This is a genomic window from Paenalcaligenes sp. (genome assembly GCF_030152715.1).
GTDB lineage: Bacteria > Pseudomonadota > Gammaproteobacteria > Burkholderiales > Burkholderiaceae_B > Paenalcaligenes > Paenalcaligenes hermetiae.
Genome location: NZ_JASLIX010000027.1, coordinates 24,335 through 49,303, shown reverse-complemented (window position 1 = coordinate 49,303; position 24,969 = coordinate 24,335). Strand labels below are relative to the sequence as shown.

The following is a 24,969-nucleotide window of genomic DNA, read 5'->3' as shown; positions in this document are numbered from 1 at the left end:
TAGCGATATTTTTATGTACGCATCAGCCTGAGCATGCTTATCGGGTTGCGGATCAGGTCTTGTTATTGAAAAAAGGCCAGGTGATGGCAGCCGGAGATACTGCCAACACCCTGACCTTAACCACACTTGCTCAACTGTATGATCTTCCCATCGCTGCAGTGAGCCAGCATGCTCAAAACGTCATTCCTAAATCTTAGAAATGATGTGTGAGCCCAATCGCAGCACGACGACTGCTGCTATTTGAGGCATCAAAAACCTGCTCCAAGTGGTAGTTTTTACCGTAAGCACCAAAAGCATAGAGTTGGGTGCGGGCTGATAAATCATAGACATAGCCTAAGGAATACACTTGGACTTTGCGGGCTTTTTTCTGGGTTTCCTCCCAGTGCCAGTTAGGTTTAGCAAGACTCCATTGTGCAATAAGCTCCCCTTGGCCCAATGACAGGGCGGCACCGACAAAAACGCTATCTACTTTACCACCTTGCAAAAACTCAGGTGCGCCATAGCCTTCTAATGCGTCAACCTCCCAGTATTCTGCGGCTTGCTCGCCCCCATTTAAGCCAACAAAGCCATTTTTTTGCCTTGCCCAAGCCGCAGCAAGTGTAAAAGCATCAAAGTCGTATTTAGCACTGACTTGTAAGGCTTTGGCGTGTTTTGGGGTGTAGGGGTGACGAGACTGTAAGTGCTGATCATAGCTGATGGCCGCGTACAAATTCTCGCCCTCAAAGCGTAGAGCACCATTAAAACGCTCAGGTTGATCCGTCAGTGAGGATTTGTCCCAGTCGGCGGCTTGGTAGCCCAAACCGGCTTGCCAGCCTGCCCAGGAGGGTGTGTAGTACTGGATGCTTTGATTTTGTTGGTAGTTATCGCTATTACGCATCAGTGCGCCTAAGCCAAAGTCTTTCCAGCCCGCGAGCTCAACTTCTTCGTTAAATTGTTGTGAGACGGGGTTTTGGCGTCCTAAGTACAGTGTCCCCCAGCCTTCATGTTGTAAGCCAAGGCGGGCACTTTGATCAAATAGCGCATCTTCTTCGAGCTGACCACTAAGTAGGTCAATGCTGCTTTCTAATTGGAACAGGGCGTGGGCGCCATTACCTAAATCTTCACTGCCTTGCAGTCCCCAAATCGAATCGGTTTGCCCTCCGTTAATTAAGCCACGGTGACGAGCCTCACCGCTTTGTTTGGTGTAGCTAATGCCCGTATCGAGCGTGCCATAGAGCTGTAAAGCGCTCTCTGCAGCAACAGGTAGGGTGAGAGAAGACAGAATAACGGTAGTAAAAAGAGGAAAAAAAGGGTGTTTCAACATGATTTTGCTCATAAGGACTCACTACGCCTTAGAGCAAAGTGATTTGCCCTAGGTGGCGCAGGAGTCAGGAATTGATAAAAAAGTGGGAGTTAACCTTCCCGTCGGTTCATCGTCCATATGGGGGCTCCTTAGTATTGATCGTAACGGTCAGCCAACATGCCCCATAAAGGCTGGTGGGGTTGTGGCGTTTGATAGCGAGGTCGGGTAATAGCACGTAGTCGCTGGCGTACAGGGGTGTCGTTAAGTTTGGGACGTGCCATTGGCTTGGCGGCGTGTTGTAGAATTTCTAAGCCAATGCTTTGTACATCCATGTCTGCTGTACGCTGGACTAATTTTTGTAAAAATGCGGTGGACTGATCGGCGTGGGCATCAAACTCGACGCTGAAGTTCAGCTCAGAGTGATCGCGCCCTTGGCGTAAAATCTGTTGCTGCCAAGCCCGTAATAACAAGCCATAGTCATAGCCAGTAGCGCGTACAATATCGCGCAAGGCGTCAAACTGTTCGCTGTGGCAGCGAATGGATAAACGGTGCCGCATTTTGGCATCTGCCATTTTTTTAGTAAAAAAACGCATGATATTCTCCTAAATTACAAATGGTGTTGCAGATAAAGGGTGCAACAGCCCCTGCCTCCTTTAAGGCATACTGAGCATGCAATATTGTTAGTGACCTTCGACGTGTACGCGACGAATACCGTCTTTTTGCCCCAGTTTGAGGGCAAGGCGGTTTAAGACTAAGGGGCGATCAGCGGTGCAGTGAATGGTTAATTCTGTACACGCATGTTGGCCTTCGTGCAGCAAGGCGCTTTGGGCACGCGTGATCGATGCCCCTATGGACCGTAAGTCCTGGTATAGGGGTTGTTTAATGCTCTGTAAGCTGTTGCTTGAGCCCACAATCGTGAGGCGATAGCGCGGGTTGTAGGCACGAGAAGAAACTCGTCCACCTAGCCGGCGCAAAAATTGGGTGAAGCGCATGTTGATCTCCGGTAAAGAAAGAATCAAAACATAATGCGCGCATCACTTAGTGCTAGGCTACACGATGCAAAAAGGAGATATAGGAGAAAAGCAAATTCCAGAACGGAAGATGATTGGTCTACATCCTGCCTAAACAGGACGCAGCAAGAGGGCTGAAATCCTGATTAAGCGATACGCGCGATGTTAGATCGACTACATTCGTCTGTATCCACGATTTAACCTCTTGAGTTGATAATAATTGCTCTATTATAGGGGTAAGTCCCCATTTTGGGAACTGTTTCCTTTTCTCTGTGAAAAAATCAAGGGGTTTTGTACTTGGTCGTTGTTTTATCGCAATGTTTTTTACTTTATTTTTATAATCGCTTTTAAAGCACGTATTGTTATGGCGTGCCAACGAGTCGGTTTTAAAATATCGGCTCTAAGGGTTATCGCTAGTTTTATACCTAAACCATTGCTCTAGAACGAATCCTCGTTCTATTATTGATTATGCTTGAATCCACCTGTAGATTGTTTCCCGATATGGGTTCGCGTCATGCCTCGGTATTGCGCGCCGCGTTACGGCTTTTTAGCCAAAAAGGTTATTTCAACACTTCTGTGCAGGAAATTGTTGCAGCGGGCGGGGTGTCGGTTGGTTTTACCTATCACCACTTTAAAGACAAAACCGGTATTGCGCATGCGCTATACCAACATCTGTTAGCACGCATGGACGATTTGCTTGACCATATCGAGCAACAACACACAGAGGCTCAAGCACGCTGTAAAGCAGTGATTCATATGTTGTTTGAGCTGACCGAAGCCGAGCCCGATGCGATGGCTTTTATTATTCATGCTCGACATCAGGAATTTCTACCCGGAGAAAAATCCATCTGTTCGGCTTCGGCTTTTGTACGTATGCGCCGCTTTGTGGCGCAGGGCGTCGAAAGCGGCGAGCTAAAACCCATGGATCCGGTTGTAGCAAGCGCATTCATGTATGGTGCGGCAATTCGTTTAGTATGTTTGCGTTTGGATGATGTGATTACGGACTCCTTACTGCATTATCTGGATGAACTTTGGCGCCATACTTGGGACACGCTGAGCGCAGCTTAGTGTAGGTGCTCTGGTAACAGAGCATTTTTTAGGCCAATCATTAGAACGAATGTTCGTTCTACTTAAGGAGTTTAGCGATGGCACACCACATTTTAATTATTGGTGGGGGCATTGGTGGCACGATGACAGCTAATCATTTGGTCACCAAAATGTACCCTGAAATTCGCACAGGAAAAGTCAAAGTTACGTTGTTATCGAACTCTCCCTGGCACTATTACAAACCGGCTTTTATGTACGTGGCCTTTGATAGTTTTTTTCGTGATGAGCTACGCCGACCCCAACGTAGTTTGCTCCGCCCTGAAATTGATTTTCAGGTAGAAGAGGTCACACATTTTGACTTTAGTAGCCAACAGGTGGAATGTAAAAGCGGTAAAAAATTTGGCTATGACCATTTGGTGATTTCGACTGGTTGTATCCCTGCTCCTGAGCGTATCGAAGGCTTAAAAGAAGCGGGCGATCACTTTTATCAGCATGGGCCCGCACGCCAGTTAGCGGACAAATTAAAAACCATTGAAAAAGGGCGGATTTTTATTACCGTAACCTTTCCTAAAACCCACAATGTGCCCCATCAGTGTGGTATCGCTCCGATTGAAACCACATTGATGCTCGATGACTTATTGCGCCGCCGTGGGGTGCGGGATCAGATTGAAATTGTTTATACCTATCCCACGGTATCGCAGTTATTACGTAATTGCTTGTTTATGCAAAAAGACACATGCGATATTTTGCCACCAATTTTTGAGCAAAAAGGCATCAAGCATCAGCGTGGGTTTACCTTAGCCAAAGTCGACCCAGACAAAAAAATAGCGTATTCCGAAGAGGGTAAAGAAGAAAACTTCGATATTTTAATGGCGACACCGCCGATTCGTGCGGTAAAAGCGGTACGAGATACGGGGATTTCTCAAGCGGCCGATGGCGAGGGGTGGTTACCCACAGACCATGAAACCTTACAAGTGATTGGTTTGGAAAATGTGTATGTTTTGGGTGATACGGTGGACTTACCCATTAGTAAAGCCGGTGGTTCATGCCATAGTCAGTCGCCAGTAGTGGTAAATAATATTGCTTCGGAAATTCGCTTTGGTCGCACTTCGGATAAATATGATGGGCGGGTGGTAGCGATCGCGCAGATGGGCTTAGAGGACGGTATGCCGTTATGGTATGACTATCACGAGGATGTGAAGCCCACGCCCCCGAATAAGTTGGGCGGCTTAATGCGCAAGGGTTTTAACCGTGGTGCTTATTGGGCGGTTGCTCGAGGCTTAATCTAAGGAGAAATCAATGACAACGGATCATGAAAAAACAACCACCCCTGAGTCGGCGAGCCAGCAGGTTGATCACTTATTACAAGATGATGCCACCTTGATGGGGTTGCAGGATTTGATTAATAAGCTGGAGCCTTTGATTGCAGGTGGGCGACTTAATCGCTTGGTGGACTTAGCATCGGTTGCTGCGGATCTCGTGGACATGTCCGATGAATATATGATTGAGAAAATCGCTAAAGCGGGCGAAGACATGATGGGAGCAGCCTGGGCAACCGGAAATGCCGCACGCATGGCGAGTGCTCAGGTTTCTGACATGAAAGATGCCCCAACACTAATGGGTTTAGTGCGCATGGCACGCGAGCCCGAAGTGCGCCGTGGTTTAGCCTTTTTGCTAGCATTTGCTGGTGTCATCGGCAAGATGAATAGCTATCAACCGCTGGATTATGATGCAGATTAAGGTTTTTTATTTGTTGTAGGTTCGCTGTAAGTCATGCCTTTTGGGCATGTTGGTCGTGCTTAGCCCCCTGAGCACGACCTTTTTTCGTGCTCAAGTAGCCAGGCTTTATGCTCTATTCCCCAGCGATAGCCTTGTAGGGCACCTGATTTAGCAATAACACGGTGGCAGGGAATAAATAGGGCGATTGGGTTTTTAGCGCAAGCGCTAGCAACCGCACGCACCGATCGTGGTGACCCAAGGTAGTGAGCAAGCTCAGAATAAGTCCAAGTCTGTCCCCAGGGAATATGGGTTAATGCGTGCCAAACCCGTTTTTGCCATGTTGTGCCTTGTGGTGAAATGGCAAGGTTTTGTAATCGATCGTTGACAAAATAATCCTCTAGCGCCTCTCGATAAGAGGTAGGGAGACGTTGCCTCTTACCCGTGTAGTGAGGGAACTGTTGTAAAAACGATTGTTCTATTGTTGAAGCACAGTCACTTAGACTCAGCCAACAGAGCTGATTGTGTGCTGTGGCCAACAAAATCCAGCCCAAAGGGCTATGGGTTAGTGAATAATAAAAAGTCATCGTGTAAAAAACTCAACAAAATCAGTGCTAACGCGTAAAATAGTGAGCCGCTGTAACGCAGCGCAGATGTTTGATTTGATTTTTGGGTGTATATATTTTGACTACCAGACGCGCAAAACGTTGGGACGGTGAGCTATCCTCCCTGTCAGTAGAGTATTTAACCGAAGTGGCCGAAAAAATGCAGGCATACGGCCAAACGGTACAGTTTGAGTTTCCTGGCCATGCGAAAACGCCAATTTATCAGGTGATCAATCACCGTGGTTTTAAAATGGGTTTTGATGGCAAGCACTTGTTGCATAGCTTAAATGAAAACGGCAATGTGAGCGATCAGCTTTCAGCCGAATTTTCATTGGAGCAAGTACAAGAAGCAATTTTAAATCCGCCAAGTGCGGCACCGCGTGCACGTAAAAGTACTGGCGTTCGCGCTAGAAAAACGGCCGTGGCGCCTGATCAAATAGAGGTGGATAAATACAACTATTTTCGTGCTAATCGAGACTGGCTACCGGATGATATTCAGTACTACGCAGAAGACATCAGTGCTTTAATGCGTGGGGGGATGACAGCAGAGCAAGCATTTGCCAGTATTTTAGACCAGCACTACGAGTAAAAAATGGGCAGCCTGATTGGCTGCTTATTTTTTACTCCAGTTAAAGCCGAGTATAAATGCGGTATGCTTAGGAGCTCATACTAAAGGGGTCGCCATGTTAGAAACTGCCATCGTTGCCGCTAGAGACCGAGCGCGGCTTGTAGAGGTCGCTGGGATACTGATTGGGTTTGGGGTTGATGGATTAGTCAGTCAACTGGGCTTACGTAAACTTTTGCCTCGAGACCAAGCCAGCTCAGCAAATAAAGCCAATGCCGAGCTTTCGTTACCAGAGCGGTTGCGCAAAGCCATCGAGGCTTTGGGGCCTACTTATGTCAAGCTTGGGCAGATTTTAGCAACGCGACATGATTTGCTTGGCCCTGAGTGGACAACAGAGCTAGAGAAACTGCATAACCATGTGAGTGCTGTGCCATGGGAGCAGATTTCGCCCCAGCTGATTGAGGATCTTGGGGCAGATCCTCACGAGCTCTTTGTGGATTTTCATACAGAGCCCATTGCGGCGGCATCCATGGCGCAGGTATATCAGGCGCGCCTGCATGATGGTACAGAGGTGGTATTAAAAGTTCGGCGTCCAGACTTACGCGCCACCATCGAGGCAGACTTACGCTTATTAGCACATGGGGCTCATTTGCTTGCACAGACAAACCCAGATTGGGCGCGATTTAAGCCCGAGGAAATGGTGAGTTATGTAGCAAGCGCATTGCGAGACGAGCTGGATTTTGCACGCGAGGGACATAACTGTGAGCAAATGTCGGCGGCATTTGCCCAGCATCCAGAGATCGTTTTCCCTAAAATTTACTGGCAATGGACCAACGAACGACTACTCGTACAAGATTTTATGCGCGGAGAAAATCCTACCCATGCGCAAGCGCTACGCGCCAAAGGGCTTGATCCGGCTTTGCTTGCCAAACGAGGGGCTCTAGCTGTCTTGAAAATGATTCTAGAGGACGGTTTTTTTCATGCGGATCCGCACCCTGGCAATATGTTAGCCATGGCACATAATCGTGTTGGCTTTATTGATTTTGGGATGGTGGGACACCTTTCTGAGCGGCGTAAAACCCAGTTGCTGATTTTATTCCGAGCCCTTGCCGAGGGGCGTGGCGATGGTGTGGCTTCGATGTTGTTAGCATGGTCAGATCAATATGATGCGGATCCGGTGCAGTTGGATATGGCGGTAGAGCGCTTTTTAGCTCAGCATAGTACAGGCAAATTACGTATTAGCTTGGCTTTAATGGATTTTATGGCTTTAGCGCGTCAGCAGAAAATCACGCTGCCTGCGGATTTAAGTTTGTTGTTTAAAGCGTTTATTACGGCCGATGGGGTATTACGGCGAGTCGACCCGGATTTGGATTTGGTGCAATTGGCTACGCCAATGATCCATGAGCAGATTCGAGAGCATTACAATGTGCATGCTATTAAAGAGCGAGCCACCTATTTGGCGGCTGAGTTTTATGATCTGGCGGCCGACACACCTGGTGCGCTACGTTTACTGCTGCACCGTCTGCGTCATGGCCGTATCGGCGTAGACATGGAGCTACGTCATTTAGATAAGGTGGCTAAGTCTTTAGAACTTGCGGCAGTGCGCTTATGTGTGGCTTTGGTAACGGCGGCATTTGCTCTGGGTTTGGCACCACGTTTATTTGATTTTGGACCCATATGGCTGGGTATACCGTTATTTGCGTGGTTTGGTTTGATAGCTACGGTCATGGGGTGTGTGCTGTTATTGTATTGGCTATTTAAGCCCAAATAACGTGGTTTTTTATTGAAGAAAGACAAGTATTTGTATTAGATGATCTTGAGATAAGGAAGGTTATGAGCTTATTAAATAGTGTGTTAGCTAATGCTGCATCAGTGATGCTTAGGGACAAACAAAAAGAGCAAGCGACATTACTGCCGGCATTTTTACAGGCGGTAAATCAATATCCTGGTGGTATAAATGGGCTACTTGAGGCTTTTAAGCAGGGGGGCTTAGGTGCAGTGGTGCAATCATGGATGAGTCAGGGGGAAAACCTGCCTATTGCGCCAACGCAGCTACAGCAGGTATTAGGAAATAATATGGTGACTGACTTGGTCAGTAAAACGGGCTTAAGCCAGGACTCCGTACTAAACCATTTATCGAGTTTATTACCTGTGGTAGTTGATAAACTATTTAGTCAAAACAATAAAATTCTCAATGAGTCTGGACAAGTGGATATGAGCCAGATGATGAGTACAGTTTTAGCTTTGTTAGCTAAAAAGTAAAAAAAGCCGCAATTGCGGCTTTTTGCTAGCTGATATGTGGTTCGCTTAGGCAGATTGACTTGCTGCTAAGGCTTGTTCTAAGTCAGCCAAAATATCGTCGATATGCTCAATACCAATAGAAAGACGAACCATATCACTACTTACACCCGCAAGTTTTAGCTCCTCATCATTAAGCTGACGGTGGGTGGTGGTGGCAGGGTGACAAGCAAGAGACTTGGTATCACCGATATTTACCAAACGTAGAATAAGAGAAAGCGCATCAATGAACTTTGCGCCTGCTTCGCGCCCGCCTTTGATACCGAAGCTTAAAATAGCGGCTGGTTTACCACCGAAATATTTTTGTGCTAGGGCGTGTTCAGGGTTGCTGGATAAGCCGGCATAGTTCACCCAGCTAACATGTGGGTGATTGGCTAAATACTCGGCAACACGCTGGGCGTTTTCTGTATGACGCTCCATGCGTAAGGCTAGGGTTTCAATACCTTGTAGGATTTGGAAGGCATTGAAAGGGGAAAGCGCCGAACCAGTGTTACGCAAAGGAACAACACGACAGCGGCCAATAAAGGCGGCAGGGCCAAAGGCTTCGGTATATACCACGCCGTGGTAAGAGGGGTCGGGCTCGTTCAGAATAGGGAAGCGGTCTTTGTGTTTAACCCAGTCAAATTTTCCGGAATCCACAACAGCGCCAGCGATTGTTGTGCCATGGCCTCCCATATATTTGGTTAAAGAGTGCACCACAATATCGGCACCGTATTCAAAGGGACGACATAAGGCAGGAGAGGCTACCGTGTTGTCAACAATAACGGGTACCCCATGACGGTGCGCGGCCTCACACAGTGCCTCTAGGTCAATGATATTACCGGATGGGTTACCAATGGTTTCACAAAATACAGCTCGCGTTTTATCATCGATCAAAGCCTCGAGCGCTGCTATATCATCATGGGGTGCAAATTTGACCTCAATGCCTTGGCGCGGCAAAGTATGAGCAAATAGATTATAGGTGCCACCATACAGTTTACTTACCGAAACAATGTTGTCACCAGCTTGAGCGATGGTTTGTATAGCATAAGTAATAGCCGCCATGCCGGAGGCAACTGCTAGTGCGGCCACACCACCTTCGAGTGCTGCCACGCGTTCTTCTAGTACAGCGTTGGTGGGATTCATAATGCGGGTATAAATATTGCCCGGTACTTTTAAGTCGAAGAGATCTGCACCATGCTGTGTGTTATCAAATGCATAAGAGGTAGTTTGATAGATAGGAACAGCAACAGCTTTAGTGGTAGGGTCTGGTTGGTAACCCGCATGGATGGCTAAGGTTTCAAATTTCATGATAAAAATTTATGGACTAAGTTAAGGGAAAGATAATCTAATCGTAACGGCTTATTTATATATAAAATAGAAATAAATAGTATATCGTTATATTTTTTTGATATAAGCGAGTGGGCTTGTACCGTGCACTCTCGTAATATGATCGCCTAAGCGTTTATATGCTTATATAGTATCTGTTTTTAAGGTTAGAGGCCTAAATGAAAAAATGGTTTAAAAGAGGACTCTTTGCTTTAGTGGTCTTTGTAATTGTGGCCTTAGTGGGGGCAGCCGTTTTCTTGCTCACTTTTGACCCAAATGCTTATAAAAATAAAGTGGAGCAGTTGGTGTTTGATCGCTATCAGCGTCAGCTTAGTATTGATGGTGATATCGAGTTGTCACTCTTTCCACGCATTGGCTTAGCTGTAGAACAAGTGTCTCTAACTGATAAGCAAAGTGATGAGCCTTTTGCTGCTGTGGATCATGCGCGTTTTGCGGTTGCGGTTTGGCCACTGCTTTGGAACCGTTTGGTAGTGGATCATGTGGCTGTGAGCGGTTTAAAGATGTGGTTGCATCGCGATGCACAGGGTGAGTTCAATTTTATGGATCTTTTACAGCGAGGTCCAAACGAGGTAGCGCAGCATACGTCCCGATCATTTTTTCCTACGGCTCAGGCACAATCAACATCTATGGTGCCAGATGCCTCACAGGCTGAGTTTCAAATCGATATTGCAGGCTTAGAGCTTAAAAATGGTGAAATTCATTTCACTGATGAGCCCTCGGCAACGCAACTACGAGTGGTGGATTTAGAGTTAAATACGGGGCGTATGACTTTTGGACAGCCCTTTGATGTAATTTTTAAAGGTGCACTCCAAGGAGAAAGTCCGATTACAGATGCGACACTTGAAGGGCAAGCTGTGGTGCAGCTCGAGCCCCATTTGTATCGTTATTCGGCGCAGCGTATGAATTTAGCACTTAGTGGGCATTTGGGAGCTTATGAGGCTAGTGCAGCGACATTACGTGGTGGTGTTGAGTTATTAACCCACACAAAAGACATACGTGTTCGTAACCTAGAGCTGAGCACTCAGGGAAAATGGCGATCAGATACTTTAGCACTGGATAAAGTAAATATGACCATGAGTGCGGCGCAATTAAATGCTAAGCATCATCTTCCTTTTTTAACTACGCAGAAACTGCAGTGGCGCTTACAAGGGCTATTGCCAGTAGAAAGGGGGCAGTCCGAGCACAAGGTTGAATTAGCGTTAGACGTACCTAAGTTTGTTATGGAGCCAGAGCAGGTCCAAGGTGAACCGATTGGATTTTCTTTTAAGCAAACGCAGGGATCACAGATGTTTGGGGTGACTGCACGAGCTAAAGATTATAGGGGGGCGTTAGCGCAGCTGCATGTAGGGCAGGTCCACATGGATGTGGCTGGCAAAAATGCGCAGCAAGCCTACAAGCTAGGGGTCAGCTCTCCCGCACAATGGGAGCAAACAGAGCAACGTTTGGTTTTCCCTAAATTAATGGTAAATACATTATTGGATAATGAGGCACTAAATCCCAACCCGGCTCAAGCTTTGTTTTCAGGTGAGGTGGATTGGTTATTTGCTCAGCAGCAAGCGCACGTGGTGGGAGAGTGGCAAAGCGCCAATACACAGGCTCAGCTCCAAGCGCAATTGCAGTATGGTGAGCAAGAACGATTACAGCTAAACGTACAAGCTCCACAGATTGATTTAAATCCGTGGCGAGCTCAAGCAAAACCAGCACCAGATACGCCTGCCGTGAAACCCGTATTGGCGAAAATGCTGCCAGATTACTTTGACTGGCGTGCTTTAGCTACAGAGCTAACACTGCAAGCAGAGCAGTTGCATTATAAAAACTATATCCTACAAGGGCTCCAGCTGCAGGCAGAGCAGAAAAATCGTGAAATCACCATTGCTAAGTTATCTGCTCAAGCATGGAGTGGGCAGCTCGATATGAAAGCAAATTGGAGCCATCAGAAACAAAGTGGAAAGATGGAAGCACACCTTAAACAGATTGATATGATGCCCTTTTCTCAGTCTATAGGTGCGCAAATGGCATTAAGTGGTACAGGCGACATTAAATTGGCGCTCGCCACCCACGGGAAAACGCGCTTAGCACGTTTGGCTAATATGACCGGCAGTTCACAGGTCCACGTAAAAAATGGTAGCGCTTTTGGTTGGGATTTTTGGCAGTACTTACAAGAAGCGAATGAGGCCGTGCGTAACGTGTTCAGTGGTCAGGTTCAATCACCTGCTATCCAGCTAAATCCGCAGTTGAGTACACCATTTACAGTATTTAGCTATGATGTGAAGTGGCAACAAGGACAGGGGCAGATCACACAGCTTCAATGGCAAAGCCCTGGGGTGAATGCACAGGTTGAGCGAGGTTATGTGGATAGCGTCAATCAGCAAATGGATATGGATTGGCGTTTTGATGTAAAGAGAAAAACATTGCCCGATGTTTATCAGCATTTGGGAGCGTATAGTGTGCATCCCATCTATGCTCGCCTGAGTGGCAGCTGGCTCAGTCCTCAATTACGATTACAGTGGCAGGAGCTCAAGCATCCTGAAGTCCAACAAGCCATTGATCAGGGGTTGTTGAACTTATTGGATCAGCCTATTCAGTCAGAGGGGGCGGTGCCGGATACGGCTACTAAAACGCTAGGTACTACGATTAAAGACTTATTGAAAAAATAATATGACGACTTTAGCTTTAGTGACACCGATTCAGTTTGCTCCAGCCTTAACCATGCCCAGTCACTATCATCATCAATGGTTTTTGGTGGATACACAAGGCCACGTTCTGTCAGAGCAAGATTGCGCGAGGCTGGCGCAATTACAGCTCAGTACACGTTTTGGTCAGCTCCAGGTAAGAGCCCCAGGCATGCTGTGTTTAGAGCTGATGTTGGATGTGATCGAGGATGATGACGAGGTACGCCGTATCGCTACCGATGTTCATGGGCAGACACGTGCTGCTATCGATGAAGGTGAGCTGGCGGCGGTATGGTTTGAGCATGTGTTAGGACGCCCTTGTCGCTTATATAAAAAAGATCCAGGGCAGCAGCATGCCTAGGGGCAGACTACGAGCCGGTTAGGCGTTGGTATTTAGCAAAAAGTTGCTCTTGGGTTTCCTGATGTTCAGGGTGGACCTCAATACACTCTACAGGGCAAAATACAATGCATTGGGGCTCATCGTGGTGGCCAACGCATTCAGTACAAAGATTAGGATTGATTTCATAAATGTGTTCGCCCATATAGATGGCCGTATTAGGGCACTGGGGCTCACACACGTCGCAGTTGATGCATTCTTCAGTAATATATAAGGCCATATGATTTAACCGTTAAAGCCTAAAAGGTACAACTATAGTGTAGACCGAATTAGGCTTTAACGCGAAATTAGTCCTTAGACTGTAGTCGGCGTTCAGCGGCTTTAGTGGTTAACCAGCGCTCTACAGAAGGAAATACGAATTTGCTGACATCACCGCCGAGCAGTGCAATCTCGCGAACAAAGGTGCCTGAAATAAACTGATACTGATCGGATGGTGTCATGAATAGGGTTTCCACTTCAGGTAAAAGGTGGCGGTTCATGCCCGCCATTTGAAACTCGTACTCAAAATCCGATACGGCTCGTAAACCACGCACAATCACTCGTGCTTCTTGTTCGCGCACAAAGTCTTTGAGTAAGCCGCCAAAGCTTTTGACTTCTACGTTGGAGTAATGGCTTAGGACTTCTTTGGCGATTTCTACGCGCTCTTCAACAGAAAAGAAGGGACGTTTGTTAGGGCTATGTGCTACGGCCACCACCACATGATCAAAAAGGTTGGCGGCACGACGAACTAAATCCTCGTGACCTCGAGTTAACGGGTCAAAGGTTCCGGGATATACAGCTGTAATCATAGTAATAGAGGCTACCAATAATGGGTTAAGATTTCAGCGCGTACGATACAAGCGACGTCGCCGACCAATCTACTTGTCCGCATTATTATCTGTTTTTGCGCTCTCGGCAAATTGAAGTAGTTGAAAATGTACATGGCCTGCCTTTTGTTGGCGTAAACTAATAAAGTTTTGAGGAATTGAAATGGCCTGCTCACTTTCTACATAAATGAGCGCATCTGGGCGTAAAATACGCGGAAGTAACGGCCAGATCTTATCGAACCAATTCTGATGAAAGGGGGGGTCGATAAAAACCAGATCATACGGGTGGTCGGTGCGCTCAAGCACATGCATGGCGTCGCCAGCATGAATACGTATATGGTGCGCCTGAAGCTTGTTGCGCAAGGCGCGCAGGGCTTTGACAGCGTTGGGGTTGGATTCCACCATTTGCACAAAGGCCATCCCATGGGATGCGGCCTCAAAGCCTAGTGCTCCGCTGCCGGCAAATAAGTCCAATGCGCGTTTTTGTGAAAAGTCATCTGCCCAAAAATAGCGTAACCAGTTAAATAGGGTTTCGCGGACACGGTCAGGGGTGGGGCGTAAGCCCTCGCCGGTGACAACAGTAATAGGGGTGCGGCGATACTGGCCGCCTACAATTCGAATAGCATTTTTTTTCATGCCTAACCATTGGGTGCGTGAATTAACAAACTAGGTTTAGTGTAAAGCGATGTTTAGTTTTTTTAAAAGGCGCAAAGCCAAAAAAGAGCAAGAGCTGCAAGAAAAGCAGGTGGTAGTGCAACCAGAAACCAGCCAGACGGATTCTGAACCGGTGGTTGCTGCTCAGGAGCCGGTGGCTAGCCCCAGCCCTGTAGTTAGCGTTCAGGCACCTGTGGTGACCCCGGAACCAGCGCCGCCTGTGGTGGATCGATCTCATTTGATCCAAACGGCAGATCTCACTGTAACCGATTCGATTTTTGTGGAAACCGCGCGACCACAGTCTGAGGAACCGCCCCTAGCCAATACAGAGCCGCCTTTACTCAATACAGAGGACACAGAGGCACCCGTGGTATCGGCAACTACCCAAGACAAACCCACAAAAGGCTCGTGGTTGTCACGCTTACGCAAAGGGTTGTCACGCACTGGGCAAAGCTTAACCTCTTTATTTGTGGGTGTTAAAGTCGATGAGGAGCTATTTGAGGAGCTCGAAACGGCCCTTATTATGGCAGATGCTGGGGTTGAGGCAACCGAAGCGTTACTCACAGAGCTGCGTACACGTGTGCGCAAAGAGAAAATGACCGATGCGGCGCAAGTAAAACAAGCCTTAAAAGAAGCGCTTACACGACATTTAACACCTTTAGAAAAAACCTTTGCGTTGCAAGCGGCTAAGCCTTTGGTCGTTATGATCGCTGGGGTCAACGGTGCAGGTAAAACCACCTCTATCGGAAAACTGGCCCATGCTTTTCAACAGCAAGGGGCGAGCGTTTTGCTGGCTGCAGGGGATACATTCCGTGCTGCAGCTCGTGAACAGTTGGTTGAGTGGGGTAATCGCAATCAAGTGCAAGTGATTGCCCAAGAGGGGGGTAATCCTGGCGCGGTCGCCTTTAATGCCGTCACCGCTGGAAAATCACGTGGTGTGGATGTGGTGATGGTTGATACGGCAGGGCGTTTGCCGACGCAGCTGCACCTGATGGAGGAGTTAAAAAAGGTCAAGCGTGCCATTGCTAAAGCGGATCCAGGCTCCCCACACGAGTGTCTATTAGTTGTTGATGGAAATACAGGGCAGAATGCCTTGGCTCAGATTAAGGCCTTTGATGCGGCGATTGGCCTAACTGGTTTGGTGGTGACCAAGCTGGATGGCACAGCCAAAGGTGGTATTCTCGCAGCGGTTGCCGCAGGCAGTAACGGCGTACGGCCTGTGCCAGTGTATTGGATTGGGGTAGGCGAGGGCATGCATGATTTGCAGCCCTTTGTTGCTAGCGAGTTTGCAGGTGCCCTATTGGGGGATTAGTTCCTCTAGGGATAAGGTTGCACGTTGGTGATCTAGCCGCACCAACGTGTTTTGACTCTTACGCAGCGATTTTTGGATTTTTTGCTTAAGCCAGGTTTGGGCAAACTGTTTTTGCGCTTTATTCATTGCATTTTGTGTATACCAGTCATAGGCCACATAGGCGTCACACAAATCCCCAAGGTGGTCTTGGGCTTTAGCTAGCGTGGCATAGAAAGGGTGCTCATTGCTGTAGCCAAAAAGCTCAAGGTTATAACGTAATCGTTTGATTTGATTGCGTAAATCATGTTGGGCACTGGGGTTTAGATGCAAAAAGTCGTGACTTTGGTGCTGGATTCGCTGCCAGAGCTGCTGTAGACGCTGGATGAGTATCGCTAAGGCAGCGGGGTGTTGCTGGGCAGGTGCCAATAAGGATTGCTGTAATACGAAATGGCGTAGCTGCTGCAGTAAAAGCTTTTGGTATGGGGTACTTGCGGCTAGCTCTAGGGCTGAGGTCGTTTTGCTGTTGGGTCGATCCAGCTTTTTGGCTGCGGGCAAACCGGCAGCAATAAGCTTTGGCTGTAGTTCTAGCCAAAGCATATCTTTATCCCGCCACTGCCCAAACGCTTTATAGTGTTTTCGTAGTTGTTGTGTTAGTCCGACTTCTGCTGTGGTGAGCCAAGGTTTAAAAAGCTGACGACAAGAGCGTAAGCGACGCATTCCCACGCGCATTAACGTTAAGTAACTGGCTTGTTGTTGCGGGGGCGCTTGCATATCGTCCACACCCGCCAAAAAAGCCGCGTTGCGTATGACTTGGCTCAAGAATAAGCTGGCTCCTTGATAATAGAGCGAAGGCACATCCATTGTTTCGGGTTTAAATCCAGAGGGTAGCCGATAGGGTTGCGCAGCAAGCGCAAGCGCAAGCGCTGCGTCTTGCCCGCTTAAGGCCACCGGATGCTTGATAGCGTATTCATAAAGGGCATCACCACGCTCGGATTTTGTACGCAATTCGAGCAAAAGATGAAAACGTACTAACCACGCTTCGGCCAAGGCAAATACCTCTGCCATCTCTCCTTGTTTGAGTTCGAACTCGACTTCATGAATAGGGAGGGTATTTTGTTTGGCTCGAATTTCACCGTTATCTAAAGCAATTTCGATGAGGGTTTGGTTCTGCCTGATTTCAATAAGAGTACGTTGCACATGCGTTTCATAGCGCATTTCTAAGGGCGCTGCGAGTTGGGCAAACAAGGTTGCAGCAGGGGTGTTTTGGTACACCTGTAAATCCAAGGAGGGCTCAGGGCGAGGGTGGTTATATTCCAAATGACTGAGTTCGTCTGTCCCCCGCATTTTTAACGTTTGTACCCACTGCTGGCCCTCGCGACGTAAACGTAAGGCAGCGTAACGCTGCGCTAAACAGCGTTGAGGCGTATCGTAATACTGAGCGGCGAGCTCAATCGATTGAGTTTGGCTAAACTGCTGCACATATTGCAGCAAGTTGGCGCGGTGTGGCGCTGGAATAAAAAGTTTAATTTCTCGTTCTAACACGTTGATTGTTGATTATGGGGTTGGGGTATGGCCTAAGGCGGTAGAAATCTGCTGAGCGCACTGCCATAAGGCATGAGCAATGGGACCCTCAAGGCTAACATCAAAAACGGCACTCGGACCGATGCTAGTGAGTGCCAAGACAATATTACCTGAGTGATCAAAAACCGGTACAGAAATGGCATCAATACCGGGCAACGGGTTACCCAGAGCTTGTGCTGCGCCTTGCTTGCGTATTTTTTGTATAAGCTGATCAAAATCGCTCTCATCATAATCCAAATGCGTACTGCGCAATAGAGCGGTATCGGCGTATTCACGCTGCAAATAATGCTGAGTGACCTTAGGGGCGAGCCAAGCTGCAAAAACATGCCCCGTAGCGGTGTAGCGCATTGACATTACTGTGCCGGCTCGCATATTCACGTGGACGGGATAACTGGCCTCGGATAAATGCACGATAGTTGGCCCATGCGAGCCCAGCACAGCGATGGCTAGGGTATGCCCAATACGTGCAGCAGCTTCCGTCACGATAGGCTGCGCGACACGTAAAGGAGTTGAGTGCTGTAAGCTAATTAGCCCCATTTGCATGGCAAAAGGCCCTAACTCATAGTGCCCACTGACCAAGTCTTGACGCACTAGTCCAACATTAATAAAGCTAACGAGATAAGGGTGTGCTTTGGCCGAACTCATTTCAGCCGCGGCGGCAAGCTCACCCAGTGGCAGCGGACGTGCGGCATTAACCAGAGCGGCTAGTAGGCGGTAGCCGGTTTCAATAGATTGAATACGTCGGCGCCCACCTTCAGGAGTAGTGGGAGGATTTTGCATAGATAAAGCGTCGGTTGACGACATAAAAAGAAATCACAGCATTAAATTAAGAGAAATTGTACCTAATTGATGATACGGGGCTAAAATAGAGGAAATTATTCAAGCAGGACAGTCATGAGTCAGCATACAGAAACCCCTAATAACGATATATCCGATATTTCTCCTATTACCGAAATTGTGGCCGAGCTACGTGCTGGGCGTATGGTTATTTTGGTGGATGAGGAGGACCGTGAAAACGAGGGCGATTTGGTCATGGCGGCCGAATTCGTTACCCCTGAGGCCATTAACTTTATGGTGACCCATGGGCGTGGTCTCGTTTGTCTAACCCTTACCGAAGAGCGTTGCCAACAATTGGATTTGCCATTGATGGCCGTACGCAATGGTACACGATTTGGCACAAATTTTACGGTGTCAATCGAAGCCGCCGAAGGGGTGGAGACTGGTATTTCCGCCGCTGACCGAGCAAAAACAGTACGAGCGGCGGTCGCTCGTGATGCGCGCCCCTCTGATTTAGTACAACCAGGGCATATTTTCCCCCTAAAGGCCGTTAATGGCGGGGTCTTAGTGCGTGCCGGGCATACAGAAGCCGGTTGTGATTTAACTCGTATGGCGGGGCTGACACCGGCAGCGGTAATCTGTGAGATTTTAAATCCAGATGGCACCATGGCGCGCCTACCGCAACTGCTCGAATTCGCTAAACAGCACCATTTAAAAATCGGTACGATTGCTGATTTAATTCAATATCGTAGCGCTCATGAATCCATGGTCGAGCGCTTGTTTGAGCAAGACATGACGACGCCGTGGGGAACGTTTCAAGCGATAGGTTACAAAGACCTGGCATCTGGGGCCCCCCATTTGGCTTTGGTTCACGGTAAAATACAAGCCGATACAGAAACCCTAGTGCGCGTACACGAACCTACGACAGTTTTGGATCTGTTGTGTGCAGACAGCAATGACCATAGCTGGAGCATTCCTGATGCTTTAAAAACCATTTCCCAGTCAGAATCCGGGGTGGTTGTTATGTTAAATTGTCAGGGGTCAGAGGATAAAATATTCGAACAATTCCAATTGCGTAGTGGCCAGCCCCAAACTGAATCTAAAACGGCGGCACATCGCTACGATTTACGTACATACGGAATTGGCGCCCAAATATTACGCGATCTTAACGTGGGCAAGGCTCGTTTGTTAGCTCGCCCTCGTAAAATGCCAAGTATGACTGGCTTTGCTCTAACCGTAACGGGCTACTTGACCGAGCCCTCTGCTTAATTTTATTTGGAGTTTATCCATGAAGCCCTATATTGTTGAACCCGATTTAAACGGCGAAGGCCTACATATTGGTATTGTACGCGCTCGTTTTAACGAGGAAATTGGCTTAGCGCAGCAAGAAGCCTGCCTAGACGAGCTCATTAAGCTTGGGGTTGATCCTCAGGACATTACTGTGTTTTCAGTTCCTGGCGCACTCGAGATTGGCGTAGCGATTATTCAGATGGCTGAAACCACCGAGTTCGATGCCCTTATTGCTCTTGGTGCGGTCGTGCGTGGTGAGACCTATCACTTTGAGGTCGTCAGCAATGAAAGCGCTTCGGCGATTGCTCGCGTTTCCATTGGCACAGGCTTGCCCATTGCCAACGGTATTCTTACTGTAGAAAACGAAGCGCAAGCTCAGGCTCGCGTAGAGGAAAAGGGGCGTGATTGTGCCCGTGCAGCTGTAGAAATGGCAAACCTATTGGCTTTGCTTGAGCCTAGCGACGAAGAATTTGATGACGAGGACGAAGATTTTGACGATGAAAACTGATTCTGTTGAACAAGAACAGGACGAACTGCGCGGTACACCTCGTCACCGCGCACGGGGTTTTGCATTGCAGGGCATCTATGCGTGGTTGATTCGTGGTGCCGATGGTCTGCAAGAATCGGGCTCTATTGATGCCCATATCCGTGGTGAAAAGGGCTTTGATACCTGTGATACGGAATGGTATAAAACCATTTTATTTGGTGTAATGCGTGATGCTGCCTCCTTACAGGAGCAGTTCAAGCCTTTTATTGATCGCGATTTAACCGACTTATCGCCGATTGAGCACGCGGTATTACTATTAGCCACTTATGAGCTGGTGCATCACACCGAAGTCCCTTACCGCGCAACCATTAACGAGGCCGTCGAGCTAGCTAAATCCTTTGGTGGTACCGATGGCTTTAAGTTCGTTAATGGGGTGTTGGATCGGGTTGCAGCACAGGTGCGTCCCGCCGAATTTAAAAAATACCAAGCGCGTCGAAATCAAAAACGCTCCTAATGAGGTCTTTCTATGGCGGCTTTAAATGAATTCGATGTAATCCAGACATTTTTTCATCGGGCCGCCCCAGAGGGCTATGTTGGCGTGGGCGATGATTGCGCTCTGTTTTCGGTACGCCCAGGGTATCAGCTGGCGGTAAGCACAGATACCCTTATCGAAGGGCAGCATTTTTTTAGTGATGTAGATCCCTACGATTTGGGACACAAAAGCTTAGCGGTTAATCTTTCTGATCTTTGTGCAATGGGCGCAGAGCCTAAAGGTTGTGTACTGGCCTTAGCATTACCGCAGGTTGATCCCCAGTGGCTGCAAGCATTTAGCTCTGGCCTGCATGCGTTAGCAGCACAGTCTAACTGCCCATTAATAGGTGGGGATACGACTCGTCATCCCTATGCTGTAACCATCACACTCACTATTTTTGGCGAGGTTCCTATTACGCAGGCTTTGCGCCGAGATCTAGCCCGAGCTGGGGATGATATTTGGATCACCGGCACATTGGGTGCTGCCGATCTGGCCTTGCGTTATTTGACTCAGCGCTTGCCTATGGATGCAGAGCGCTTGGAACAAACGCGTTCTGCTCTTGAGCGTCCTCTTCCCCCTTATGCTTTTGCGCCCCATTTGTTGGGGCATGCTCATGCAGCTATCGATATTTCTGATGGCTTTTTACAAGATCTTTCCCATATACTGACGGCCAGTCATTGTGGTGCGCAGGTGTCATGGGCAGACTTACCCATGCATCCAGCGTTGCGGGGCGTAGCGCCGGCATTACAACAAGCTGCCGTCCTCGCTGGGGGGGATGTCTTTGAGTTGTGTTTTACGGCGCCCCCAACAGAGCGTGCTTATTTGTTAGATCTTGCTGCCCAGCATCAAATCCGGCTGACGCGTATCGGCACAGTGGTGCCAGAGCCTGGTTTGGTCGTTGTTGACGCGTCGGGACAAGCCTTGAACTTACCCGCTCAGGGCGGTTTTGATCATTTTTCTGCATGATGACCTCTTCTTCCACTTCTTTACGACCAAATCTCGCGTGGATTTACGCTAAACCTTGGCGAATCATTGCTTTTGGGATGGGGTCTGGCGCGATCTACCCTGCGCCGGGCACCTGGGGAACCCTATGGGCATGGGCGGTGTGGCTACTCGTGTTGCAATTTATCCCTCTGGGCGCTATGTCGCTCTTTTTGGGCTTGGCTTTTGCCATCGGTGTTTGGGCTTGTCAGCTTTCTGGGGATGAGCTTGGAGTATCGGATCATGGAGGGATGGTGTGGGATGAGGCCGTCGCCTTTTGGTTGGTTTTATGGCTTTTACCAACGCCTGCGTGGTGGATGCAGGGGCTTGCTTTCGGGGCGTTTAGGCTCTTTGATATTATCAAACCTCCACCCATTCGGTTTTTTGATCAAAAAGTAGGGGGCGGGTTTGGAGTGATGTTAGACGATATATTAGCCGCCGGCTACAGTCTTTTATTTCTCTATTTAGTCGCGTTATGGCTATAGGAGCCACCATGACACACCATTTAGCCTTGTTTGATGAGTCAACTTCGACGTTGGCAACCGCATTGCTACAGCATCGGCTAGTAGTAGCCACCGCAGAGTCTTGTACTGGGGGATTATTAGCGGCGGCTTTAACAGCAGTCAGTGGCTCTAGTCAGTGGTTTGATCGGGGTTATATCACTTACAGTAATCAAGCCAAACAGCAAGAGCTGGGGGTCAATCCAGATACCTTAGATAAATATGGCGCCGTCAGTGAACAGACGGCGATGGAGATGGCTCGAGGGGTATTAGGGATGAGCGCCGCGGCGGATATAGCACTATCAACCACTGGTATCGCTGGCCCTTCTGGAGCCACCCCCGGTAAGCCGGTTGGTATGGTTTGTTTTGGTTTCGCTCGGCGCGTAGGCGAGGGCGTTGTCGCCCACGCACTGACTGTGGTGTTTGAGGGGGATCGTCATCAAGTCCGGCAGCAAGCCGTGTTGTTTGCATTACAAAAAGCCTTAGATTTAATCAACCCCCATTTAGCCACGTCTACCGATTTTGCTCCCGGCTCTTCTGATCAGTAAATAGCGGCACGTGCGGCATTGATGGCATCGCGGGTAGATTGAGCGACTTGGGCAGCGGCTTGTTGCCAGTCCTCTTTGGCGCTGGCATATAAAATGGCTCTGGAAGAGTTAATCATCATGCCGGTGCCTTGAGCCGTTAACCCAGCTTTGACGGTAGCAGGAATATCACCGCCTTGGGCACCGATACCTGGTACGAGCAAAGGCATATCACCCACGACCTCTCGCACTTTGGCAATTTCATTGGGGAAAGTCGCCCCAACTACTAAACCACATTGGCCATGCGTATTCCATTTTTTTGCGGCAAGCTTTGCCACATGCAAGTAAAGCGGAGTTCCATCCGCGAGCGTCATAAACTGTAAATCCGATCCACCGGGGTTAGAAGTGCGACACAAAATGATGACGCCTTTATCTGGCCACTCAAAATATGGCTCGATGGAATCCGTACCCATATAAGGATTAACCGTAACAGCATCTGCACCGTATCGCACAAAAGCCTCGATGGCATAGTGGCGTGCTGTGGAGCCGATGTCCCCCCGTTTGGCATCTAAAATAATAGGTAGTGTGGGGTACTTGTCTTTAATATAAGCACAAAGAGCCTCTAGCTGTGACTCGGCCTGAGACGAAGCAAAATAGGCGATTTGGGGTTTAAAGGCGCTCACATATGGAGCACATGCATCCACGATCCCTGTACAAAAATCAAAAATTGCTGTTTTAGAATGTTGTAAATGTGGGGGAAAGCGCCGAGGATCTGGGTCTAAACCCAGAGTGAGCAAGGAATTTTGCTGTGCCCAAGCGTTTTGTAGTTGTTCGGTAAAAGTCATCATACACACTCATGAATAAGGAATGTGAGTATTATACGTGCAGAACGAAAAAGCCCCTGCAAAAATGCAGAGGCTTAATGTGCGTCATTGGTGCGCTGGTCTTAGCCAGCGCGAGAAGCATGAGCCAATTAGAAGCCCATACCACCCATACCGCCCATACCACCCATATCAGGCATACCGGCTTCGGGTTTTTCTTCAGGGATTTCAGCTACAGCGACTTCAGTGGTGAGCAGCAAGCTTGCTACGGAAGCCGCATTTTGTAGCGCGGTGCGAGTGACTTTGGTTGGGTCAAGAACACCTTGAGCCACGAGGTCACCGTACTCACCAGTAGAAGCGTTGTAACCGTAGTTACCTTCACCTTCCGCAACAGCGTTAACAACTACGCTAGCTTCTTCACCAGCATTGCTTACGATAGTGCGTAAGGGGGCTTCGATAGCGCGTAATACGAGCTTGATACCGGCCTCTTGGTCGATGTTGTCAGCAGAAAGAGCGGCAACGGCTTTGCGAGCACGGATAAGTGCTACACCACCACCAGGAACGATACCCTCTTCGACAGCGGCACGAGTAGCGTGTAGAGCGTCTTCTACACGTGCTTTTTTCTCTTTCATCTCGACTTCTGTAGCAGCACCAACGCGGATCACTGCCACACCACCAGCGAGTTTAGCCACACGCTCTTGGAGTTTTTCGCGATCGTAGTCAGAGGTGGCTTCAGCGATCTGAGCACGGATTTGTTTTACACGTGCTTCGATAGAAGCGTTGTCACCTGCACCATCAATGATAGTGGTGTTTTCTTTGCCGACTTCTACACGAACTGCTTGACCTAGGTGCGAGATATTCGCGTTCTCTAGGGTCATACCGGTTTCTTCGGAGATAACGGTACCGTTAGTGAGGATAGCGATATCTTCTAGCATCGCTTTACGACGATCACCAAAGCCAGGGGCTTTAACGGCAGTGGCTTTGAGGATGCCGCGGATGTTGTTAACAACGAGTGTAGCGAGTGCTTCGCCTTCTACGTCTTCCGCAATGATCAAGAGAGGACGGCTCTCTTTAGCCACTTGCTCAAGGATAGGCAAGAGATCGCGGATGTTGCTGATTTTCTTATCGAAAATCAAGATGTAGGGGTTCTCAAGTACAGCAACCTGTTTTTCGGTATTGGTAATGAAGTAGGGGGAGAGGTAACCGCGGTCAAACTGCATCCCTTCTACGACATCCAGTTCGTTCTCTAGGGATTTACCGTCTTCAACAGTAATAACACCCTCTTTACCGACTTTGTCCATGGCGTCAGCAATGATCTGACCAATGGATGCGTCGCTGTTAGCAGAGATAGAGCCTACCTGTGCGATTTCTTTAGAGGTTGCGCAGGGGCGAGAGAGCTTGCGCAGCTCTTCGACAGTTACGGCTACGGCTTTATCAATACCACGTTTGAGGTCCATGGGGTTGATGCCTGCCGCTACGTATTTTAGCCCTTCTTCGACAATAGCTTGTGCAAGAACGGTAGCTGTCGTGGTACCGTCACCAGCGTTATCAGAGGTTTTAGAAGCCACCTCTTTAACGAGCTGAGCACCAATGTTTTCAAACTTGTCTTTGAGTTCAATTTCCTTGGCAACGGATACACCGTCTTTGGTTACAGTAGGAGCACCAAATGCACGGTCTAGCACCACGTTACGGCCTTTGGGGCCCATGGTGGTTTTTACCGCGTTAGCTAGGATGTTTACACCACGTACAATACGGGTGCGGGCGTCGTCACCAAAATAAACTTGCTTTGCAGCCATGATATGTA

The 24,969-nt window shown here is 48.5% G+C and carries 26 protein-coding genes and 2 pseudogenes; 16 read left to right on the top strand and 12 right to left on the bottom strand.

All coding sequences use genetic code 11. The features are described 5' to 3' along the window. Nucleotides 1–197, top strand: a pseudogene (locus Q1V74_RS01730) (ABC transporter ATP-binding protein); the annotation flags it as partial. On the opposite strand, the gene Q1V74_RS01725 reads toward Q1V74_RS01730, so the two are convergent. From Q1V74_RS01725 to Q1V74_RS01715, 3 genes are all read right to left on the bottom strand, one after another. Further along, the gene (locus Q1V74_RS01725) at nucleotides 194–1,303 is read right to left on the bottom strand and encodes a porin (protein WP_300646784.1); all 1,110 of its coding nucleotides are present in this window, start codon (nucleotides 1,301–1,303) and stop codon (nucleotides 194–196) included. The pseudogene Q1V74_RS01730 and the gene Q1V74_RS01725 overlap by 4 nt on opposite strands. Nucleotides 1,304–1,431: 128 nt before the next feature. Then, nucleotides 1,432–1,875, bottom strand: coding sequence for a hypothetical protein (locus tag Q1V74_RS01720; RefSeq protein WP_260650106.1), 444 nt, complete (start codon nucleotides 1,873–1,875; stop codon nucleotides 1,432–1,434). Nucleotides 1,876–1,962: 87 nt separating this feature from the next. Next, complete coding sequence (locus Q1V74_RS01715) at nucleotides 1,963–2,274, bottom strand: hypothetical protein (protein ID WP_300646783.1); 312 nt, start codon at nucleotides 2,272–2,274, stop codon at nucleotides 1,963–1,965. Nucleotides 2,275–2,760: 486 nt separating this feature from the next. On the opposite strand from Q1V74_RS01715, the gene Q1V74_RS01710 reads away from it, so the two are divergent. From Q1V74_RS01710 to Q1V74_RS01700, 3 genes are all read left to right on the top strand, one after another. Next, nucleotides 2,761–3,360 (top strand): TetR/AcrR family transcriptional regulator, encoded by a 600-nt coding sequence (locus Q1V74_RS01710; RefSeq protein WP_300646782.1) that lies wholly within the window; start codon nucleotides 2,761–2,763, stop codon nucleotides 3,358–3,360. A gap of 77 nt (nucleotides 3,361–3,437) precedes the next feature. Continuing rightward, nucleotides 3,438–4,628 carry an FAD/NAD(P)-binding oxidoreductase gene (locus Q1V74_RS01705; RefSeq protein WP_260650109.1) on the top strand — a complete coding sequence of 397 codons (1,191 nt, stop codon included), beginning with the start codon at nucleotides 3,438–3,440 and terminating at the stop codon, nucleotides 4,626–4,628. 10 nt (nucleotides 4,629–4,638) lie between these two features. Then, nucleotides 4,639–5,079, top strand: a complete 441-nt coding sequence (locus tag Q1V74_RS01700) for a DUF1641 domain-containing protein (RefSeq protein ID WP_300646781.1) — start codon at nucleotides 4,639–4,641, stop codon at nucleotides 5,077–5,079. A 59-nt stretch (nucleotides 5,080–5,138) separates the two neighbouring features. Here Q1V74_RS01700 and Q1V74_RS01695 read toward each other — a convergent pair. Next, a pseudogene (locus Q1V74_RS01695) lies at nucleotides 5,139–5,402 on the bottom strand (methylated-DNA--[protein]-cysteine S-methyltransferase); the annotation flags it as partial. Nucleotides 5,403–5,739: 337 nt separating this feature from the next. Between Q1V74_RS01695 and Q1V74_RS01690 the strand changes: the two are divergent. The 3 genes from Q1V74_RS01690 to Q1V74_RS01680 all read left to right on the top strand — a co-directional run bounded on the left by Q1V74_RS01690 (nucleotide 5,740) and on the right by Q1V74_RS01680 (nucleotide 8,487). Beyond that, nucleotides 5,740–6,249 carry a hypothetical protein gene (locus tag Q1V74_RS01690; RefSeq protein WP_300646780.1) on the top strand — a complete coding sequence of 170 codons (510 nt, stop codon included), beginning with the start codon at nucleotides 5,740–5,742 and terminating at the stop codon, nucleotides 6,247–6,249. 94 nt (nucleotides 6,250–6,343) lie between these two features. Then, nucleotides 6,344–7,996 (top strand): AarF/UbiB family protein, encoded by a 1,653-nt coding sequence (locus Q1V74_RS01685; protein WP_300646779.1) that lies wholly within the window; start codon nucleotides 6,344–6,346, stop codon nucleotides 7,994–7,996. A 62-nt stretch (nucleotides 7,997–8,058) separates the two neighbouring features. Then, nucleotides 8,059–8,487 carry a YidB family protein gene (locus Q1V74_RS01680; protein WP_300646777.1) on the top strand — a complete coding sequence of 143 codons (429 nt, stop codon included), beginning with the start codon at nucleotides 8,059–8,061 and terminating at the stop codon, nucleotides 8,485–8,487. 45 nt (nucleotides 8,488–8,532) lie between these two features. On the opposite strand, the gene Q1V74_RS01675 is transcribed toward Q1V74_RS01680, so the two are convergent. Further along, complete coding sequence (locus Q1V74_RS01675) at nucleotides 8,533–9,813, bottom strand: bifunctional O-acetylhomoserine aminocarboxypropyltransferase/cysteine synthase (RefSeq protein ID WP_300646776.1); 1,281 nt, start codon at nucleotides 9,811–9,813, stop codon at nucleotides 8,533–8,535. A gap of 197 nt (nucleotides 9,814–10,010) precedes the next feature. Between Q1V74_RS01675 and Q1V74_RS01670 the strand changes: the two genes are divergently transcribed. Both Q1V74_RS01670 and Q1V74_RS01665 read left to right on the top strand, forming a co-directional pair. Next, nucleotides 10,011–12,509: an AsmA family protein gene (locus Q1V74_RS01670; protein ID WP_300646775.1), complete on the top strand. Its 2,499-nt coding sequence runs from the start codon at nucleotides 10,011–10,013 to the stop codon at nucleotides 12,507–12,509. 1 nt (nucleotide 12,510) lies between these two features. Beyond that, nucleotides 12,511–12,885 carry an MOSC N-terminal beta barrel domain-containing protein gene (locus Q1V74_RS01665; RefSeq protein ID WP_300646774.1) on the top strand — a complete coding sequence of 125 codons (375 nt, stop codon included), beginning with the start codon at nucleotides 12,511–12,513 and terminating at the stop codon, nucleotides 12,883–12,885. A 7-nt stretch (nucleotides 12,886–12,892) separates the two neighbouring features. Here Q1V74_RS01665 and Q1V74_RS01660 read toward each other — a convergent pair whose 3' ends face one another. From Q1V74_RS01660 to rsmD, 3 genes are all read right to left on the bottom strand, one after another. Continuing rightward, nucleotides 12,893–13,141 (bottom strand): YfhL family 4Fe-4S dicluster ferredoxin, encoded by a 249-nt coding sequence (locus Q1V74_RS01660; protein WP_260650118.1) that lies wholly within the window; start codon nucleotides 13,139–13,141, stop codon nucleotides 12,893–12,895. Nucleotides 13,142–13,208: 67 nt separating this feature from the next. Further along, nucleotides 13,209–13,709, bottom strand: coding sequence for a pantetheine-phosphate adenylyltransferase (gene coaD, locus Q1V74_RS01655; RefSeq protein ID WP_300646773.1), 501 nt, complete (start codon nucleotides 13,707–13,709; stop codon nucleotides 13,209–13,211). A 69-nt stretch (nucleotides 13,710–13,778) separates the two neighbouring features. Further along, a complete protein-coding gene (rsmD, locus tag Q1V74_RS01650; RefSeq protein WP_260650120.1) occupies nucleotides 13,779–14,363 on the bottom strand; it encodes a 16S rRNA (guanine(966)-N(2))-methyltransferase RsmD in 585 nt (194 codons plus the stop codon). A gap of 49 nt (nucleotides 14,364–14,412) precedes the next feature. Between rsmD and ftsY the strand changes: the two genes are divergently transcribed. Then, on the top strand, nucleotides 14,413–15,693 hold the full coding sequence (ftsY, locus tag Q1V74_RS01645) for a signal recognition particle-docking protein FtsY (RefSeq protein ID WP_300646772.1): 1,281 nt from the start codon (nucleotides 14,413–14,415) through the stop codon (nucleotides 15,691–15,693). Here ftsY and Q1V74_RS01640 read toward each other — a convergent pair. Together Q1V74_RS01640 and Q1V74_RS01635 are read right to left on the bottom strand one after the other, a co-directional pair. Continuing rightward, on the bottom strand, nucleotides 15,679–17,214 hold the full coding sequence (locus tag Q1V74_RS01640) for a CYTH and CHAD domain-containing protein (RefSeq protein WP_300646770.1): 1,536 nt from the start codon (nucleotides 17,212–17,214) through the stop codon (nucleotides 15,679–15,681). The genes ftsY and Q1V74_RS01640 overlap by 15 nt on opposite strands. Before the next feature lie 12 nt (nucleotides 17,215–17,226). Next, a complete protein-coding gene (locus tag Q1V74_RS01635; RefSeq protein WP_300646769.1) occupies nucleotides 17,227–18,057 on the bottom strand; it encodes an IclR family transcriptional regulator in 831 nt (276 codons plus the stop codon). Nucleotides 18,058–18,147: 90 nt separating this feature from the next. Between Q1V74_RS01635 and ribBA the strand changes: the two genes are divergently transcribed. From ribBA to Q1V74_RS01605, 6 genes are read left to right on the top strand one after another with little or no spacing between them, the layout of a single operon-like run. After that, nucleotides 18,148–19,299 (top strand): bifunctional 3,4-dihydroxy-2-butanone-4-phosphate synthase/GTP cyclohydrolase II, encoded by a 1,152-nt coding sequence (gene ribBA / locus Q1V74_RS01630; protein WP_300646767.1) that lies wholly within the window; start codon nucleotides 18,148–18,150, stop codon nucleotides 19,297–19,299. 19 nt (nucleotides 19,300–19,318) lie between these two features. Continuing rightward, the gene (gene ribH, locus Q1V74_RS01625) at nucleotides 19,319–19,828 is read left to right on the top strand and encodes a 6,7-dimethyl-8-ribityllumazine synthase (protein ID WP_260650125.1); all 510 of its coding nucleotides are present in this window, start codon (nucleotides 19,319–19,321) and stop codon (nucleotides 19,826–19,828) included. Further along, nucleotides 19,818–20,321, top strand: coding sequence for a transcription antitermination factor NusB (gene nusB / locus Q1V74_RS01620; RefSeq protein ID WP_260650126.1), 504 nt, complete (start codon nucleotides 19,818–19,820; stop codon nucleotides 20,319–20,321). The genes ribH and nusB overlap by 11 nt, the downstream gene beginning before the upstream one ends. A gap of 12 nt (nucleotides 20,322–20,333) precedes the next feature. Further along, nucleotides 20,334–21,305 carry a thiamine-phosphate kinase gene (thiL, locus tag Q1V74_RS01615; RefSeq protein ID WP_300646765.1) on the top strand — a complete coding sequence of 324 codons (972 nt, stop codon included), beginning with the start codon at nucleotides 20,334–20,336 and terminating at the stop codon, nucleotides 21,303–21,305. Continuing rightward, the gene (locus tag Q1V74_RS01610) at nucleotides 21,305–21,805 is read left to right on the top strand and encodes a phosphatidylglycerophosphatase A (RefSeq protein WP_260650165.1); all 501 of its coding nucleotides are present in this window, start codon (nucleotides 21,305–21,307) and stop codon (nucleotides 21,803–21,805) included. Before thiL ends, Q1V74_RS01610 begins: the two co-directional genes overlap by 1 nt. An 8-nt stretch (nucleotides 21,806–21,813) precedes the next feature. Next, on the top strand, nucleotides 21,814–22,368 hold the full coding sequence (locus Q1V74_RS01605) for a CinA family protein (RefSeq protein ID WP_300646764.1): 555 nt from the start codon (nucleotides 21,814–21,816) through the stop codon (nucleotides 22,366–22,368). On the opposite strand, the gene pyrF is transcribed toward Q1V74_RS01605, so the two are convergent. Further along, a complete protein-coding gene (gene pyrF / locus Q1V74_RS01600; protein WP_300646785.1) occupies nucleotides 22,362–23,189 on the bottom strand; it encodes an orotidine-5'-phosphate decarboxylase in 828 nt (275 codons plus the stop codon). The genes Q1V74_RS01605 and pyrF overlap by 7 nt on opposite strands. 128 nt (nucleotides 23,190–23,317) lie before the next feature. Then, nucleotides 23,318–24,961, bottom strand: coding sequence for a chaperonin GroEL (gene groL / locus Q1V74_RS01595; RefSeq protein WP_260650129.1), 1,644 nt, complete (start codon nucleotides 24,959–24,961; stop codon nucleotides 23,318–23,320). Nucleotides 24,962–24,969 lie beyond the last annotated feature (8 nt).